This window comes from Streptomyces poriferorum (assembly GCF_019399235.1).
Lineage (GTDB): Bacteria > Actinomycetota > Actinomycetes > Streptomycetales > Streptomycetaceae > Streptomyces > Streptomyces poriferorum.
The window spans coordinates 1-16,058 of sequence record NZ_JAELVH010000150.1 but is presented as its reverse complement, the minus strand read 5'-3'; the positions used below and the strand labels follow the sequence as shown (position 1 = coordinate 16,058).

At 68.2% G+C, this 16,058-nt stretch carries 9 protein-coding genes and 1 tRNA gene; 7 read left to right on the top strand and 3 right to left on the bottom strand.

The genetic code is table 11. From position 1 onward, the window contains the following. The first annotated feature begins 1,012 nt into the window (after positions 1-1,012). From JGS39_RS24200 to JGS39_RS24180, 5 genes are all read left to right on the top strand, one after another. Positions 1,013-3,235: a DEAD/DEAH box helicase gene (locus tag JGS39_RS24200; protein WP_219571560.1), complete on the top strand. Its 2,223-nt coding sequence runs from the start codon at positions 1,013-1,015 to the stop codon at positions 3,233-3,235. 497 nt (positions 3,236-3,732) lie between these two features. Beyond that, complete coding sequence (locus JGS39_RS24195) at positions 3,733-6,885, top strand: FG-GAP-like repeat-containing protein (protein WP_219571559.1); 3,153 nt, start codon at positions 3,733-3,735, stop codon at positions 6,883-6,885. 105 nt (positions 6,886-6,990) lie between these two features. Further along, positions 6,991-8,571 carry an amino acid permease gene (locus JGS39_RS24190; RefSeq protein ID WP_236064060.1) on the top strand — a complete coding sequence of 527 codons (1,581 nt, stop codon included), beginning with the start codon at positions 6,991-6,993 and terminating at the stop codon, positions 8,569-8,571. Between the two features lie 91 nt (positions 8,572-8,662). After that, a tRNA-Lys gene (locus tag JGS39_RS24185) sits at positions 8,663-8,736 on the top strand. 323 nt (positions 8,737-9,059) lie between these two features. Further along, complete coding sequence (locus JGS39_RS24180) at positions 9,060-9,629, top strand: hypothetical protein (RefSeq protein ID WP_219571558.1); 570 nt, start codon at positions 9,060-9,062, stop codon at positions 9,627-9,629. 1,125 nt (positions 9,630-10,754) lie between these two features. On the opposite strand, the gene JGS39_RS24175 is transcribed toward JGS39_RS24180, so the two are convergent. Genes JGS39_RS24175 through JGS39_RS24165 form a run of 3 tightly spaced genes read right to left on the bottom strand, consistent with a single transcriptional unit; the run spans position 10,755 to position 14,228 of the window. Then, positions 10,755-11,984 (bottom strand): hypothetical protein, encoded by a 1,230-nt coding sequence (locus JGS39_RS24175; protein WP_219571557.1) that lies wholly within the window; start codon positions 11,982-11,984, stop codon positions 10,755-10,757. A 25-nt stretch (positions 11,985-12,009) separates the two neighbouring features. Continuing rightward, positions 12,010-13,551 (bottom strand): site-specific integrase, encoded by a 1,542-nt coding sequence (locus tag JGS39_RS24170; protein ID WP_219571556.1) that lies wholly within the window; start codon positions 13,549-13,551, stop codon positions 12,010-12,012. Next, entirely contained in the window at positions 13,548-14,228 is a 681-nt protein-coding gene (locus JGS39_RS24165; RefSeq protein WP_236065799.1) for a helix-turn-helix domain-containing protein, read from the bottom strand. The genes JGS39_RS24170 and JGS39_RS24165 overlap by 4 nt, the downstream gene beginning before the upstream one ends. Positions 14,229-14,322: 94 nt before the next feature. Here JGS39_RS24165 and JGS39_RS24160 point away from each other — a divergent pair, with 94 nt between their 5' ends. Then, the gene (locus tag JGS39_RS24160) at positions 14,323-14,553 is read left to right on the top strand and encodes a hypothetical protein (protein ID WP_219571554.1); all 231 of its coding nucleotides are present in this window, start codon (positions 14,323-14,325) and stop codon (positions 14,551-14,553) included. A gap of 215 nt (positions 14,554-14,768) precedes the next feature. Continuing rightward, a partial coding sequence (locus JGS39_RS24155; RefSeq protein ID WP_219571553.1) for a DUF3631 domain-containing protein occupies positions 14,769-16,058 on the top strand: 1,290 nt, incomplete at its 3' end.

Below are 16,058 nucleotides of genomic sequence, written 5' to 3'. Positions count from 1 at the left end.
GGTGAGAGGGGGGGGCATCGCCCGGGGTGAGCCCGTGGCCAGGGATGGAGGCGGTCCGGATCTCGCCCGGCACCGGATTCTGGTGAGTTTTCGGGTGAGTTGCGGCACACCGTGAGGTGTGACTGAGGTGTGCGGGCCTGCCCGAGGGCGTGTCCCCGGCGGGGCGGAGGGAGTTGGGCACAGCGCTCCCGGCTCGTTTCCGTGTTGCCTCGTCCTTCTTCGCGCCCCCGGAGGTGCCCCCGTGCGCCAGTTGCCCGTTCCCGTCCGCTGGGCGGCCGTCACTGCGGTGACGATCGCCGCGTCCACCGGCTGTATGAGCATCGGCTCCGACGGCGGGAAACCGGCGCCCTCAGGCTCCGCCGTGCCGAAGGGTGCGGTGGCCGAGCCGGACGGATCCACGGTGGAGGGGACGGGCCGCGCCCGTCCGCCGGCCCGAGCGCCTCCGTCACCCCTTCGGGCAGCCCCGGCGCCGAGTCCGGCCGGTCCGGCCCCGCGAAGGCCGGCCGCCCGCCGGCGCAGTCGCCCTCGGCGCCGGGACCCGGGGTCCCCGAGCAGCCGGAACCGCCGGCTCCGTCCGACCCGGGCCCCGGCACCCCCGAGAGCCCGCAGCCGCCGACCCCGCCGGAGCCCGATCCGGAGCCCTCCGAACCGGCGCCGCCGGTGCCGTCCGCGTCACCGGCCGCTCAGCTCCGTCAGGGCGCGGCGGGTGCGCCGGACGCGGTGTACGCGATGCGGACTCCGGAGGCATCACCGCAGGTGGGACCGGCCTGACGGGGCGGTCGGCAGGAGCCGGTTTGCACAATGTGGGTGAGAGTGCGTATGGTAGTAGATCGTTTGATCCCATTGCCCGGCGCCGACACAGAAGAGCGCCGTGTGGCGCGTACTCTCCCTTGCCGTGGCTGGACCGCATTGAGGCGGTCGAAATTGCGAAAACACGGAGTTACGGGCGCGTGCCGAGACTCCGAGAGGTTTCGCATTTCGCATGTCAATTTCCAGTTCTGACCACACCGTCATGCCCGAGAACGTCGAGAACAACGTCGAGAGCGCCGAGCTCATCGAGGCCGCAGAGGCCGTCGTCGCCGAGGTCGCAGAGACCGTCGACTCCGTCGAGACCGACGCCGAGCAGGCCGACACCGACTCCGCCGACGAGGCGGACGCCGAGCCGACCATCTCGTTCGCCGACCTGGGCCTGCCCGAGGGCATCGTCCGCAAGCTCGCGCAGAACGGTGTGACCGCTCCCTTCCCGATCCAGGCCGCGACCATCCCGGACGCCCTGGCCGGCAAGGACATCCTGGGCCGTGGCCGTACCGGCTCCGGCAAGACCCTCTCCTTCGGTCTGCCGACCCTGGCCTCGCTGGCCGGTGGGCACACCGAGAAGAAGAAGCCCCGCGCGATCATCCTCACCCCGACCCGTGAGCTCGCGATGCAGGTCGCGGACGCGCTGCAGCCGTACGGCGACGTGCTCGGCCTGAAGATGAAGGTCGTCTGCGGCGGTACGTCGATGGGCAACCAGATCTACGCGCTGGAGCGCGGTGTCGACGTCCTCGTCGCCACCCCGGGCCGTCTGCGCGACATCATCAACCGGGGCGCCTGCTCCCTGGAGAACGTCCAGGTCGCCGTCCTCGACGAGGCCGACCAGATGTCCGACCTGGGCTTCCTGCCCGAGGTCACCGAGCTGCTCGACCAGATCCCCGGCGGCGGCCAGCGCATGCTCTTCTCCGCCACCATGGAGAACGAGATCGGCACGCTGGTCAAGCGCTACCTGAGCAACCCGGTCACCCACGAGGTCGACTCCGCCCAGGGCAACGTCTCCACGATGTCGCACCACGTCCTGGTCGTGAAGCCGAAGGACAAGGCGCCGGTCACCTCGGCCATCGCCGCCCGCAAGGGCCGCACGATCATCTTCGTCCGCACCCAGCTGGGCGCCGACCGCATCGCCGAGCAGCTCATCGAGGCCGGCGTCAAGGCGGACGCCCTGCACGGCGGCATGACCCAGGGCGCCCGTACGCGCGTTCTCGAGGACTTCAAGAAGGGCTTCGTCAACGCGCTCGTCGCGACCGACGTCGCCGCCCGCGGTATCCACGTCGACGGCATCGACCTGGTCCTGAACGTGGACCCGGCCGGTGACCACAAGGACTACCTGCACCGCTCGGGCCGTACCGCCCGTGCCGGCAAGTCCGGTGTCGTCGTCTCCCTGGCGCTGCCGCACCAGCGCCGCCAGATCTTCCGCCTGATGGAGGATGCGGGCGTCGACGCGTCGCGCCACATCGTCCAGGGCGCGGGCGTCTTCGAGCCGGAGGTCGCCGAGATCACCGGCGCCCGTTCGCTCACCGAGGTCCAGGCCGACTCCGCGAACAACGCCGCCAAGCAGGCCGAGCGCGAGGCCGCCGACCTGACCAAGCAGCTGGAGCGCATCCAGCGCCGTGCCGTGGAGCTGCGCGAGGAGGCCGACCGCCTGGTCGCCCGTGCCGCCCGCGAGCGGGGCGACGACCCCGAGGCAGCTGTGGCCGAGGTCGCCGCTGAGGCGGAGGCCGCACTGCTGGCCGCCACCTCCGTGCCGGAGCAGCCCGCAGCGCGCGAGGAGCGTCGCGACGACCGCGGCAACTACGAGCGCCGGGACAACCGCGGTGGCGACCGCGGTGGTTACCGTGGCGGCAGCGACCGTGTCGGCGAGCGCAGCGGCCGTCCGGCCGGCAGCAACGGCTACCGCGGCAGCAGCGACCGCCCGTCGTTCCGCGGCAGCAACGACCGTCGCGAGGACCGTCCGGTCGGTGGCGGCTTCCGCTCCGGTGGCGGCGACCGCCGTGACGACCGTGGCGGCCGTTCCTTCGAGCGTCGCGACAACGACCGTCCGTCGTTCAACCGCGACCGTCGTGACGAGCGTCCCTCGGGTGGCTTCCGCTCCGGTGGCGGCGACCGTCGTGACGACCGTGGCGGCCGCTCCTTCGAGCGCCGTGACAACGACCGTCCGTCGTTCAACCGCGACAACGACCGTCCGTCGTTCAACCGCGACCGTCGTGACGAGCGCCCCTCCGGTGGCTTCCGCTCCGGTGGCAGCGACCGTCCGTTCAACCGCGACCGTCGTGACGACCGCCCGTCGGGTGGCTTCCGCTCCGGTGGCAGCGACCGCCCGACCGGCCGCCGCGACGACCACCGCGGTGGCACCGGCACGGGTACCGGCACCGGTACCTTCGGCCGCCGCGACGACAAGCCGCGCTGGAAGCGCAACGGCTGATCGTCCGTAGGTCTCTGACCTGATGAAGCGGGCCCGTCCTCACGGACGGGCCCGCTTTCGTTTTCCCCGTCAGCGGCGGCCGGTCATGGCGATGGCAAGGCTGATCCGCCCGCCCGTGATGTTCCGGGCCGCTGCGAAGCCACCGGGGCACCCGCAGGGCTGTTCGCGGCCGGGCGAGGGTCTGCGGCGGGCAAGTCCGGTCCCAGCCCTACTGGCCGGCCCGGCTCGTGGTTGAAAGCCTCTACGGCACTGGGGCGTTGTCGGGCGGACCCGGTCCTTGAACGGGTTCGAATCTCCCTGTCGGTGCAGGTGCGGCTGCTGTTAAAGTCGCCCCCATCTGCTCGGGGGCGGTGGTGTGAGCGGTAGCAGCCGCACCACGAAGACAGCGTGTCCACTGCGTACCTCCCCCGTGCCATGTTTCCCGGGGAGGGACTTTCACATTGACTCGCTCATCCAGCGGGTGGAGACGTCGGCGCGCGTCCGGCCGTATCGCCCTTATGGTCACCCTGGCGATCACCGCCGGGACCGGCGCTGCCACCACGGGGACGGCGGCCGCCGACACGTCCGGCGAGACCGTCGTGGTGAGCCCGGGCGCGCGCTTCGTGCCCCGTGCCACGCGTGTGCTCAACGCCGGTGAGACCGGCTTCCTGACGGCGCAGGAGGGCGACGACCGCCTGCGCTGGATCGACTACGCCACCGGGGCGGCCACCGTGCTCGACGAGCGGCTTCCGAAGCCGCTCGAGTACGACCCCGAGGACGGCCGTCCCCGGGGCGCCTGGCCCACCGGGTTCGGCCATGGCTCCGACACCGTGGCGGTCTACGCGGACAGCCCGAGTCCGCACGTCACGCTGCAGCAGCGTGCAGGGGGAGGGGCGACCACCACCGTCGCGATCCCGGACGGGCAGTCGTACGTCGGGACGTACGGTACGACTGTGGTCACCCGCACCGGCACCGAGCGGGCCACGACGAGTCTTCACCTGCTGAAGGCGGGGGCCGGCGGGGTCGTGGAGCAGCGACTGGAGGGTCTTCCTGAGGGGTGGAGCCTGACCGTGCCGGAGGGGGACAGCCGGTCGGCCGTGGTCCGGGGCATCCTCTGGGAAGACACCACCATGACGAACGGGTGGTGGCTGGTCGACCTGGCGAGCGGACAGATCAGGACGCTGGACGCGCATGCCGAGTCGGTCACTCTTGGCCCGGACACCATCCTTCAGGTGGGCTCGTACAGGGGCGAGGTGCTGGACAGGAACGACCCCACGGTCGAGCCGAGGCCCGTGGACATTCAGAACTTCTCGTACAATACGACGTTCCGGATGCTCGGGAACTCGCTTGTCGGGGTGGACGCCCCCAACCCGGGAAACAACGAGTACCGCGGCGACAGCCTGTTCCGAGTCACCCCGGACGGGCGGTCGGGCGAGACACTGCTGGCCGTCGCCCGCAACGATCTTTCCTGGGCGCCGGACGGCTCCCTCCTGGTCGCCGGCGCCGAGACCCGCACCGAGTTCGGTTCCCTCGACTGGGGCTACTACCGGTTCACGGAGGCCGCCGACGGCACAGTGGTACGGCAACGTGTCGCGGACATCGAGGACATGCCCGCACAGCCCGCCGGGATTTCGCTGGGCAGCGGCATCCTCACCACGGCCGACGACTCGAAGCTCTTCATGCCGCACACGTACATCGGCGGTTACCGCAGCACCTGGCTGAAAACCTCCGGCCGTCCTGAGGAGATCCGGACGACGACGGACGGTTTGACCAGTGGGCGGGACTCCGATTGCGAATGGACCGACACCCTCTACTGCGTGACCATGTTCGCGAGCGGCGACGGCTTCCACGGCCGCAGGGCAGCGACCGAACAGGGCGTCACCATGCTGTACCGGAACGGGGACAAGAGCTGGGGGCCACAGCTCACCACGGGTCTGATGTCCGCGCAACTCGTCGACCTCTCGGGTCGGTTCGGCGTCATGGACGAGGCCTCGGGCGGCAGCCAGGTGATCGGTGAATACCGGGGGGCCGAACCCGCCACCATCCTGGAGAAGCGGCCGCAGGGCGCCGCCGCGCTGTGGGGGAACACGCTCTGGAGCAACCTCCCGAACTCGCCCACGGTCAGTTCGAAGATTCTGCCGGCGGGAGCGACAGGCACCTCGTTCACCACGCTCAACAACTGCGTTCCCAACGAACTGCAGTCCGTTGGGCGCTGGGTGTACTGGAAATGCCGCGGGGAGGGCATGAACTGGGTGAAGGGCGCGGGTGTGTACGACCGGACGACCGGCCGTTCCCTCAGAGTCCCGGAATCCGAGATCCTCCTGGGCGACGGCTACTTCGTCGCGTACACGGAGGGAGCCGGACTCACGCTCTTCGACCTGCACAACGGCCTGCCGGCCGGCGGCACGTACACGGACCTGCCCCAGCGCGCGCTGGTGAGCGCGGCGGACCTGAGTGAGAACACGGTGCGACGATCCGGCTGGACGGTCGACCGCTTCGGCGGCCACGTCGCGTACACCGGGGACGACCGGCGGGTCCGCATCGTCCCCACGGGCGTTCCGGCGTCACCGCTCTCGGTGATCGACGCGAAGGCCCCCGTGACCTCGCTCGACCTGCGGGCGGCCGCTCCGAGCTGGGCAGGCACCTGGTGGCTGTCCAAGCCGGCCGCGTCGTGGCAGCTCACCGTGCAGAACAAGGCGTCCGGCCAGGTCGTACGTACGGTCTCCGGTGGGGAGGCCCGTGGCATGGTCGCCGCGGCCTGGGACGGCAAGGACGCGGCGGGCAGGCTCGTCGCCAACGGCGCGTACACCTGGACCCTCTCGGCGAAGCCGGCCGACGGGCAGGGCGCGGCGCTCGCGCAGTCTGGTTCGGTGAAGGTGACGGGCGGCGCGGCTGCCACCCGGGACTTCGTCGGCGACGACGGCTTCGGTGACCTGCTGGCGTTCACGTCGGCGGGGGTTGCCGACTTCCGCGGTGGGACGGGCGACGGGACCGGAACGGTTCACGCGAAGGTCTCCGGTTCGGGCTGGACAGGCGCGAACAGCGTGACCGCTGCCGTCCCGTTCGACGATGTGAGCGGTGACCGGTGCAATGACGTGCTGGTGCGGGTGACGAGCGGCGAGTTGAGGGCGTACAAGCCGTCGTGCGGTGGGGCGTTGAAGCCGACGACGCCGTTCACGAAGGTGGGCCTGGGCTGGAACATCTACGACGTGCTCACCTCGCCGGGCGACCTGACCGGGGACGGGCGGTCGGACGTCATCGCGCGCGAGACGTCGACCGGTTATCTGTACCTGTACGAGAGCACGGGCGCCGGTGTCTTCAAGGCGCGCGTGAAGATCGGCACGGGCTGGAAGGGCTATCTGCTCGCGGGTGCCGGTGATCTGAACGGTGACGGCAAGGGCGACCTGCTGGCCCGGGACACGGCCGGCGTGCTGTGGCGGTACGCCGGGACCGGCAAGGGCGCGCTGGCGGCCCGGGTGAAGGTCGGGAGCGGCTGGCAGGTCTACAACTCGCTGGTCGGGGTGGGCGATGCGAGCGGTGACGGCAAGGCCGACCTGCTCGCCCGTGACACGGCAGGCGTGCTGTGGGCCTACCGGGGCGACGGCAAGGGGGCGTTCGCGTCCCGCACGAGCGTCGGCGCCGGCTGGCAGATGTACTCCAGGCTCTCCTGACGCAGGCGCGATCCGCCTTCCTCGGGGGAGGCGGATCGCGCTCGGCCGGCACACCGGTCCGCGTCCGGCGCATGTCGTGCCCCCGGCGAGGGAATCGCTGGGGGCATGACAACCAACCCACCTGGAGCGCCTTCCGAACAACCGTCCCCAGCCACCCCACAGACCCTGTCGAAACGCGCGTCCGACACCACGTCCCCGCCCGCCGGTTCCGACGAGGCGCGGCTGGCCGAGCTCGGCTACACGCAGGTCCTCGCCCGCCGGATGTCCGCCTTCTCCAACTACGCGGTCTCGTTCACGATCATCTCGGTGCTCTCCGGCTGCCTCACGCTCTACCTGTTCGGCATGAACACCGGCGGCCCGGTCCTGATCACCTGGGGCTGGGTCGGCGTCGGGCTGATGACGCTGTTCGTCGGGCTGGCGATGGCCGAGATCTGCTCGGCGTACCCGACCTCCGCCGGCCTGTACTTCTGGGCCCACCGGCTGGCCCCACCCCGCTCGGCGGCCGCGTGGGCGTGGTTCACCGGGTGGTTCAACGTGCTGGGGCAGGTCGCCGTGACAGCCGGGATCGACTTCGGGGCGGCGTCGTTCCTGGGGGCCTACCTGAACCTCCAGTTCGACTTCGAGGTCACGCCCGGCCGCACGATCCTCCTCTTCGCCGCGATCCTGCTGCTGCACGGCCTGCTGAACACCTTCGGCGTGCGGATCGTCGCGATCCTCAACAGCGTCAGCGTCTGGTGGCACGTGCTCGGCGTCGCCGTCATCGTCGGCGCGCTGACGTTCGTACCCGACTCGCACCAGTCGGCGTCGTTCGTCTTCACCGAGTTCGTGAACAACACCGGTTGGGGCAGCGGCTTCTACGTGGTGATGATCGGGCTGCTGATGGCCCAGTACACCTTCACCGGCTATGACGCCTCCGCCCACATGACCGAGGAGACGCACGACGCCGCGACGGCCGGCCCGCGCGGCATCGTCCAGTCCATCTGGACCTCCTGGATCGCAGGATTCGTCCTCCTCCTCGGCTTCACCTTCGCCATCCAGTCGTACGACGGAGCCCTGGCCTCCCCGACCGGCGCCCCGCCCGCCCAGATCCTCCTCGACGCCCTGGGCGCCACCACGGGCAAGCTCCTGCTCCTCGTGGTGATCGGCGCCCAGCTCTTCTGCGGCATGGCGTCCGTGACCGCGAACAGCCGGATGATCTACGCGTTCTCCCGGGACGGCGCCCTGCCGTTCTCCCGCGTCTGGCACACGGTCAGCCCCCGCACCCGCACTCCCGTGGCCGCGGTCTGGCTGGCCGCGTCCGGCGCGCTGGTCCTGGGCCTCCCGTACCTGATCAACGTCACGGCGTACGCGGCCGTCACCTCCATCGCGGTGATCGGCCTCTACATCGCGTACGTCATCCCGACCCTGCTCCGCCTCCTGCGCGGCGACGACTTCCGCCCCGGACCCTGGCACCTCGGGCGCTGGTCGCGGCCCATCGGCATCGTCGCGGTGGTGTGGGTGGCGGTGATCACCGTGCTCTTCATGCTGCCCCAGGTCTCGCCCGTCACGTGGGAGACCTTCAACTACGCCCCGGTCGCCGTCCTGGTGGTCCTGGGTTTCGCCGCCACGTGGTGGTTCGCCTCGGCCCGCCACTGGTTCCTCAATCCGGATCACAAACGCACGATCACCCGCGGCAACACCCGCTGACCGCGGCTGCTTCCACGACGACGGGGCCCGGCAACCGATACCCGATCGGCGGCCGGGCCACGGCGGGCTATGCTCGGGGGTGATTCGCCGAGGGCCGTTAGCTCAATTGGTCAGAGCAGCGGACTTTTAATCCGTTGGTTGTGGGTTCGAGTCCCACACGGCCTACGCGAAGCAGGGAGGGGAAACCCCGCCTGACCTGCACCGGAGCGCCTCAATCGGATTCGTCTGGTTGAGGCGCTCCGTCGTCTCTGGCCGCTTTGCGTGAGCGATGCGTGAGCGTGAGTGTCACCAGGGTCTCTGAAACCGCTCTGGAGGGGTTAGCTCGCTTCTAAACTTGGCGTGTGGTCGTCGAACCTTGAGTCGGAACCCGAGGGTTCGGTGACGGATGGGCCGGGCGGGCGCTGGCGTACGCCCCGCGAGGCGGCAGCCCCTCGTCGCTACAGGCTTCCGCACCTGCACAACGTAGAGACACGGGAGGGCTCCTGCTGATGGCAGAAGAGATCATTGGGGATGTGACACGCTGGGATATCTCAGCGGCAGACCTGCCCGAGCGGGTGGTGACTGCCCCGTCAGGCGGCCGCGTGTTCCTGCTCCCCGACTCCCGTGTCGATGGGGTGGCCGTCTATCGGGACGATGTGGCCGGCTTGGTCAAGACACTGCGACACCGCGGCGTGGACATCGACTTCGCGTGCGGGCGAGAAGACCGCCGCTATCTCAGTGAGTACGGGGCCACCGCGGTGGTGGCCACCATCGGCATTGCAGTGGCCACCACGCTCACCACCGATCTGGTCAAGAGCATCGTTCTGGCTGCCTGGCAGCGGGCGCGCTCTTCACTGGGGCCCGGTTGCCCTGCTGAGGAGGTCGAGGAAGCGCGCGTGACAGTCAAGATCGCTGAGATCGTACGGACTGAGAACGAGACGGTTGTCCGAGGGTTCGAGATCACCGGCCGCCTGGCAGACATCGATAACCTCGTCCAGTTTGCCGTGTCCGACTCAACTCTTGCTGAGCTGCCGTCGGCAGGACGGGATGATGCCGCCCCGGAGAACAACACCGGATGAGGTTCTCTGGCCTCGCCATCCGAACTGGGGTACCGCTCCCCCCGGCATCAGGGCCGACGCGCGTAGCCATGATGTACCAAGATGGCGTGATGGCCTTGCGGGAATCCGCGCGCCTATACGGGCAGTGCTATCGCAGCATCTCCCTTACATGGGGCGTGCCCGTGGCCCGTATTCCATCCTGGACGTCAACGACGGAGGAAATTTACCGCCGCGGACTGTGGACGACGAGCGCGCAACGAGACTTTCTTGTGCGTGTGTGGACGCGCGCCCGGCGCCAACTGCGACGCAGCATTGCAGCATCTATCTTGCCGCCTTCCTGGTCGATCGGTCCACCTACTTCCGATCAGTGGGGCCATCGTCAGTACTTTGCGATGGCGAGTTCTCTGCGCGGGCCGCGCAGCATGCCCCAATTCAGCAACCCATGGCACGAGCTAGAAAGGGTGGCACGCGCCTCGTTGGACCGTGCTGTCGATGCCTACAACTTTCTTGAAGACAGCGAGCTTTCCGAACTCGCTCACCATCACGCTCACCATGTCGCAGCCCTCGTAGGTGGACTTTTTGGCTGCAACATCGAGTACTCCGATGACACCTACTGGGAAGTGTGTCGACTCACACTCATGCATAGCAGGTGGGGCATGTCTGCTGGTTTTACGGCGACTTGCAATTGTTCCTTGTGCGGGCAGGACATCGATTCCTGCCCGCACCTGCTCGACACCCGATACGAGATCACCGTGCGGCATGACACTGCCGGAACGTGCAACGTTTGTGGTTTGATGAGCTGTCTACACGTCGATGGTGAGGTGGATTCCGCCTTTCCGCGGCTCTTAAAGTCCCATTTGCAGCTCCACGAAGTAAGTTTGGTGGCTCGACCGAGAGACCCGCTAGCCCGCTTCACCAAAGTCGAGTTCAGCCACGAGGAACTCCAGCACGGCTTGGGGGAAGACCCGGGGGGTAGAGAAATCTGTTGCTACCGGTGCCTACACCCTTGCGGCGGATTTAACCAGCTGCCGAACCGGGACTAGGTTTCGTCCGGCTGGCGTCGTCGGCGCTCGACAGCCGCCCAACCCCAGAACCCCTTAGGTCACCCCGTTGATGCAGAGCAGGTCGGTAGCTGGCCGGCCAGCGCTACTGTGCGGGGGTGACAGGGGCCGAAGCCGCTTCCAGAAGCTCCTCGATGGCCGCTACCGCGTCGGAAAGCCGGCGATAGACCTGTGCCGAACGGCCCATGCGCTTCAGGCCTTGCTGCAACGGATCGCGCATGTGCTTCTCGCAGACGATGAGGTCTGCGTATCCGGCTGCGCAGGATAGGTAGATCATGTCCGTCAGGTCATTAGGTCGCCACGTCGTGCCCTTGTTGAGATGCCGACTTTGAAGTATCTCCCGAAAGAGGCCGACAGCCGGAGAATCGCCAATAGCGCGCACCAATCCCTTGAAGCCCCACTGCCGAAATAGTTCCTTCGAAACATCTGCCGCAGCGGCCTCCTCAGCGAGTTCTCGCTGCAGATCCGTCAAGAGATGTATGTCAATGGCTCTACGCTTCTGCTGCGAATCCTGAGCCAGCCCGTCCAGCCAGTCGCTGAAGCGCTGGCTCGCTGCGGTCCAACCGGTGTCCGGTCCCTCCTCGACCCGCTGGGTGTCGAGCATCGTGTCGATGGAGACGGAAGCCGCGAGCAATGCCTTGGTTTGGAAATCCAAGTGATTCTGGACCGTCGACGGTGGCTCAGCATCAGCCGACCGGGTCGGCGAGTGGAGAGCCTCCGGGGCGAGGGTAAAGACTGGGTCGGAGCGCATGCTGTCGGGCCTGCCCAGCCGGTAGCAGAAGGCATCGTGGAGCTCGTTTCGTCGAACCTGCAATGGATCACGCATCTGCCAGCCTCGGCTGTACTGAAGGATCGTCAGTCCGAGGGCATACCGTTTGTCGGTGCTGAACCGTTTGCCCGTCTCGTAGTAGTGGCCGGCAGAAGCGGGCAGAATGATCCGGCGTTGGTCCACCCATTCCTTGAGCTTTCGGGCAGCGGCGCGATCCGCCTCGCTGCTCTTCGGTACTCCGCTGGCAGCGTTGCTCAGTAGGCTCCACTGGTTCTGGTCGAGGTACACGACGAGCCTTCCTGCCAGCTGATCCGCAACCCCTTCCAGCGGCATCTCGAAAAGAACCTGATCACCGCTCAGGGTCGTAGCGAGGAGGGCTTCGAAAGCAGGGCTGAAGTCAAGTCTGGCTATGACGCTCGTGTCCTCGAACGGGGAGGGATCTAACGGAAACCGGGCCTCCTTCCCATCTGAACGAGTGAAGATGGTGCACGATGCCGCACGATCCATCGTGATCAGCGTTATGAGCAGATTGCTCTCGTTTTCCACGACAGCAATCTTGCGCTGCTTTTCCTCAGGGTGTGGCCGGTTTTGAGTCGCCGGGCGTCTTCTGCCTGCGGGCTCGGTACACCAACTTGGCAGCGGCTTCGGCGGCAGCCTTGTCGACCTCCGGCAACAAGCTCGTGTACGTGTCTGAGGTCAGCGTGATCGTGGAGTGGCGCAGCGTCTCCTTGATCGTGTGCAGGTCGCCGCCCCCGCCATGGGTGAGCGTGGCCGCGACGTGGCGCAGATCGCGCAGGGTGATCGGCGGCAGATCCGTGGTGGCGAGGATGCGCCTGAACGTCTCGGAGACCGTCTCCGGATGCAGCCAGGAGCCGTCTTCGCGAGTGAAGACCTTGCCCGTCTCGTTCCAGGCGTCGCCCCACTCCTCCCGAGCGCTCTGCATGGCCTTGTGCTGCTCCCGCAGGAGAGCGACGTTGACGCTGTCCAGGGCGATCGTCCCGGCGCTGCCGTCCGTCTTGGGGGCGGACTCGTACGGATCCCAGCCGTCGACCACGATCTCTTTGGCCGGTGTGATGAGGCCGGCGTCCAGGTCGACGTCCGTCCAGTTCTGGCCGACGGCCTCGCCACGGCGAAGACCACGGGTACCCACGAGGTGGAAGAGCGCGTAGAGCCGGTCGGATTCGGCTGCGTCCAAGAACGTTCCGAACTGAGCCGGCGTCCAGACCATCACCGGCGACGGCAGGTCACCGGTGGCACGCCAGCGCTCCACCCGCTGCGCGGTCCAGAGGAGCGGCTTCGGGCGCTTGCCGGACTCCAGCTCGACGTGGGAGGCCGGGTTGAAGGTGATGAACTGCTGGGCGATGGCCGCGTTCAGGGCCGCTCGCAGCGTGCGCCGGATGCTCTGCTGCGTAGCGGGCCCGGTGATCTTCCGGAACGGCTTCATCTTGGCGAGCTTCGCCCGTTCGACGGCGAGCAGGGCTCGTTCGGCTGCGACGGGACGGCCTGGCCTGCGGGGCTTGCACCTGGCGATCTGCTCGTGTCGTTCCAGGTTCTCCGCCTGGATCACCTCGTTGGCGTCGGCTATGCCGTCGTACATCTCCACGAGGTGGCCGACGTTGAGACGGTCGAGACGGACATGGCCTATACGGGGCTTCAGGTGGACGCGGATGTGGGAGGCGTACCCGTTGAGCGTCGTCTTCCGTGACTTCTTCGCAGCAAGCCACTGATCGAGCCACTCACCCACCGTTCGCCGTCCGATCAGGTCCAAGCCCGCCCTGAAACGCCTGCGGGTGTCCTCGATGTCGGGCAGGGGAGCCTTTTCGTCGGCGACCTGTTCGAGCAGCTCCGCAATCCGGTCCAGGTCGTGATGATCGTCCGAGTCCGCGATGGCGATGAGGGCTCGTACGTGGTCCAGGGCGATCTGCGCGGCCTTCAACGTTTCGTAGCCGGCGCGGTTGAAGGAGCGGCGCGTGCCATCGGCTCGGGGCGGGAGCTCCTGGCGTATGGAGTAGGAGCCGTGCTTGCGGCTGGTGAGCTTGGGGCACTTCTTGCCGAGCGGCTTGCCGGTCTCGGCGTCGCGGCAGTAGCAGCGGCGGTGGGTGGATCCCTTCAAGGGCGTTCCTCCGTGGTGGTATCGGGGGCCCATTCGGGCGGGTCGACGTCGTGGAGTGCGGGTGGGAGGTCGGGCGGGATGGCTCCGTCGTCGAGGAGGTCTCGACGGAGGTGACGGAGCTTGTACTTGGCCGAGATGGCCTGGTCGGCGTACTCGGTCCGTTTCCGTTCGGCTTCTTCCTGTTGGGCGCGGCTGGTTGCCGTCTTGGCCGCGAACCGTGCCTGCTCCTCTTCGTCGAGCGCAGCTAGGGCGGTGCGTACGAGGCTCGTGTGGGCTTCGAAGTCGGGCACGAGACCCAGGTCGCGCCCGAAGACTTCCTGCTCGCCGGAGAAGCGACGCAGGGCGTCCCAAGTGGGGACGAGGCTCTGGAAGGGGAGCTCCTGGGTCTCCTCGACGTAGCCGACCGGGAAGATCAGGCAGGCGGGGTACGTCTCCAGGGCGGCGGCCAGGACCAAGACGTCCACCAGCGGCAGTCCGGCCCTGCGGCCGGACTCCATGTTGGCGATCACATTGCGCGGGATCGGGTGCCCGAGCTGCTCGCACCGGTCGGCCAGCTCCTGCGCGCTCCACCCCATCTCCTTTCGCCTGCGGCGGACTTCGCCGGCCACGTTTGCCTGAACCCGGTCCACCCACTCCGGGAAGTTGTCCGCTTCATCATCCACACGGCGTTGTGTCATGTAGACACATTAGCTTGTGGATCCTGATTGGTAGCTGCCTGGAGCCGGACGTGATGACCGCGTTCGCCGACGGCTGTACCGCAAGGGATGGCGCATGCGCGAAAACACCACGGAGGGGCCGCCGAAGGGGATGAGCCGGGAGGACCTGCTAGCCCTTCCAGTAGCCATTGACCTCGAAACCAGCAACCGCGCCCTGGGGCTCGGGCGAAGCAAGGGGTACGAGCTGGCAAAGCGCGGCGCGTACCCGTGCAAGGTCCTGCGGCTGGGTAACGCCTATCGGGTCGTGACCGCGGATCTGCTGACCCTGTTGGGGCTGGCCGCATGAAAAGGCAGCAGGCTAACAAACCATTCTGCGTTGAGCTGACACAGAATCGCTGGACTGTTGCCGGGTGTGGCCGTACGGTCCGTGTTCCCTCAGGGAACAAAGTGGGCCTCCGGCGATGCAACGCCGGAGGCCCGAGCAACCCCGATCGGCCCTGCAAGAACCAACCCGGCGGCAAGGGCGCGCAAGCCCACCACCGCCAGACGAGGAGCTGCCCAGTGGAACCAGAGAACCCCAAGGACTATTCCGAGCCCGCCAGGGCGAGCTGGCCCACGACCGCCATCCCTGGTCGGCCAGGTGCCCACCTGGGCGCCGCCCAGCCCGTGGACACCGATCCGGGCCTGACCGGCGGTTCGGCCGCCGACAGCGCCGCTGAGGCGCAGGCGCCGAGCGGGCTGGAGGACGTCCGCGATGCGGAGCCGACGCAGGGCTCCACGCTGCTGGATGAACTGCACTCGCAGATAGCCCAGTTCGTGATCCCGCCGTCAGCGGAGGCGCTCGATGCGATCGCCTTGTGGGTGGTGGCCACGCACCTGCAGACCGCGTGGCAGCACGCGCCGCGTCTGGCGGTGGTGGGGCCGGAGAAGCGGTGCGGCAAGTCGCGGCTCCTGGACGTGCTGACCGAGACGGTCCACGAGCCGATGCTGACGATCAACACCACGCCGGCGGCGATCTTCCGCTCGATCACCGAGGAGGAGCCGCCGACGCTTCTGGTGGACGAGGCAGACACCATTTTCGGTACGCCGAAGCAGGCGGAGCGGAACGAGGAGACGCGTGGCCTACTCAACGCCGGTCATCAGCGGGGGCGTTACGTGACTCGGGTCGTCGGCAACGACCACACCCCGCACAAGTTCGCCACCTTCGCCATGGCGGCCATCGCGGGGATCGGCAACCTGCCCGACACGATCATGGACCGGTCGGTCGTGATCCGGATGCGTCGACGGGCCGAAGGGGAGAAGGTGAAGCCCTTCCGCTCCCGCCGTGACATTCCTGCCCTTCACGAACTGCGCGACCGGGTCAACGCGTGGGCCGGGCCGCTTCTGGAGGAGGCGGCCATCCTTGAGCCGGACATGCCGGTCGAGGACCGCGCCGCCGACACCTGGGAACCCTTGGTGATCGTCGCCGAGCTGGCCGGTGGGTCTTGGCCGCGCCGGGCTCGAATGGCGTGCGCACGCATGGTCGCCGCCGAAGTGACAGCCGAGGAGGACAACCCCGGCGGCGCACGGATCCTCGCCGACATCCGTCGGATCTTCGCTGCCCAGCGGGAGGTGGACAGCCTGTCCACCGAGGAACTCCTGCACCACCTGCGCCAGGACCCCGAGAGCCCGTGGGCGGAGTGGGGGCGCGGCGGGCTGAACGCCCGTGAGTTGGGCAGGCTGCTGCGAGGCTTCGGCGTGGGGCCGGGCAACGTCCGGATGGCCGACGGAACGCAGCGCAAGGGCTACACGCGCAACAAGTTCCTCGACAGCTGGCGGCGGTACTGCCCCACCGTCCACCCCGTCGGCACC

Excerpts from the sequence above, each read along its gene's own strand:
- JGS39_RS24200 (WP_219571560.1), top strand. The coding sequence starts at position 1,013 with ATGCCCGAGAACGTCGAGAACAACGTCGAGAGCGCCGAGCTCATCGAG.
- JGS39_RS24195 (WP_219571559.1), top strand. The coding sequence starts at position 3,733 with ATGGTCACCCTGGCGATCACCGCCGGGACCGGCGCTGCCACCACGGGG.
- JGS39_RS24190 (WP_236064060.1), top strand. The coding sequence starts at position 6,991 with ATGACAACCAACCCACCTGGAGCGCCTTCCGAACAACCGTCCCCAGCC.
- JGS39_RS24180 (WP_219571558.1), top strand. The coding sequence starts at position 9,060 with ATGGCAGAAGAGATCATTGGGGATGTGACACGCTGGGATATCTCAGCG.
- JGS39_RS24165 (WP_236065799.1), bottom strand. The coding sequence starts at position 14,228 with ATGACACAACGCCGTGTGGATGATGAAGCGGACAACTTCCCGGAGTGG.
- JGS39_RS24160 (WP_219571554.1), top strand. The coding sequence starts at position 14,323 with ATGCGCGAAAACACCACGGAGGGGCCGCCGAAGGGGATGAGCCGGGAG.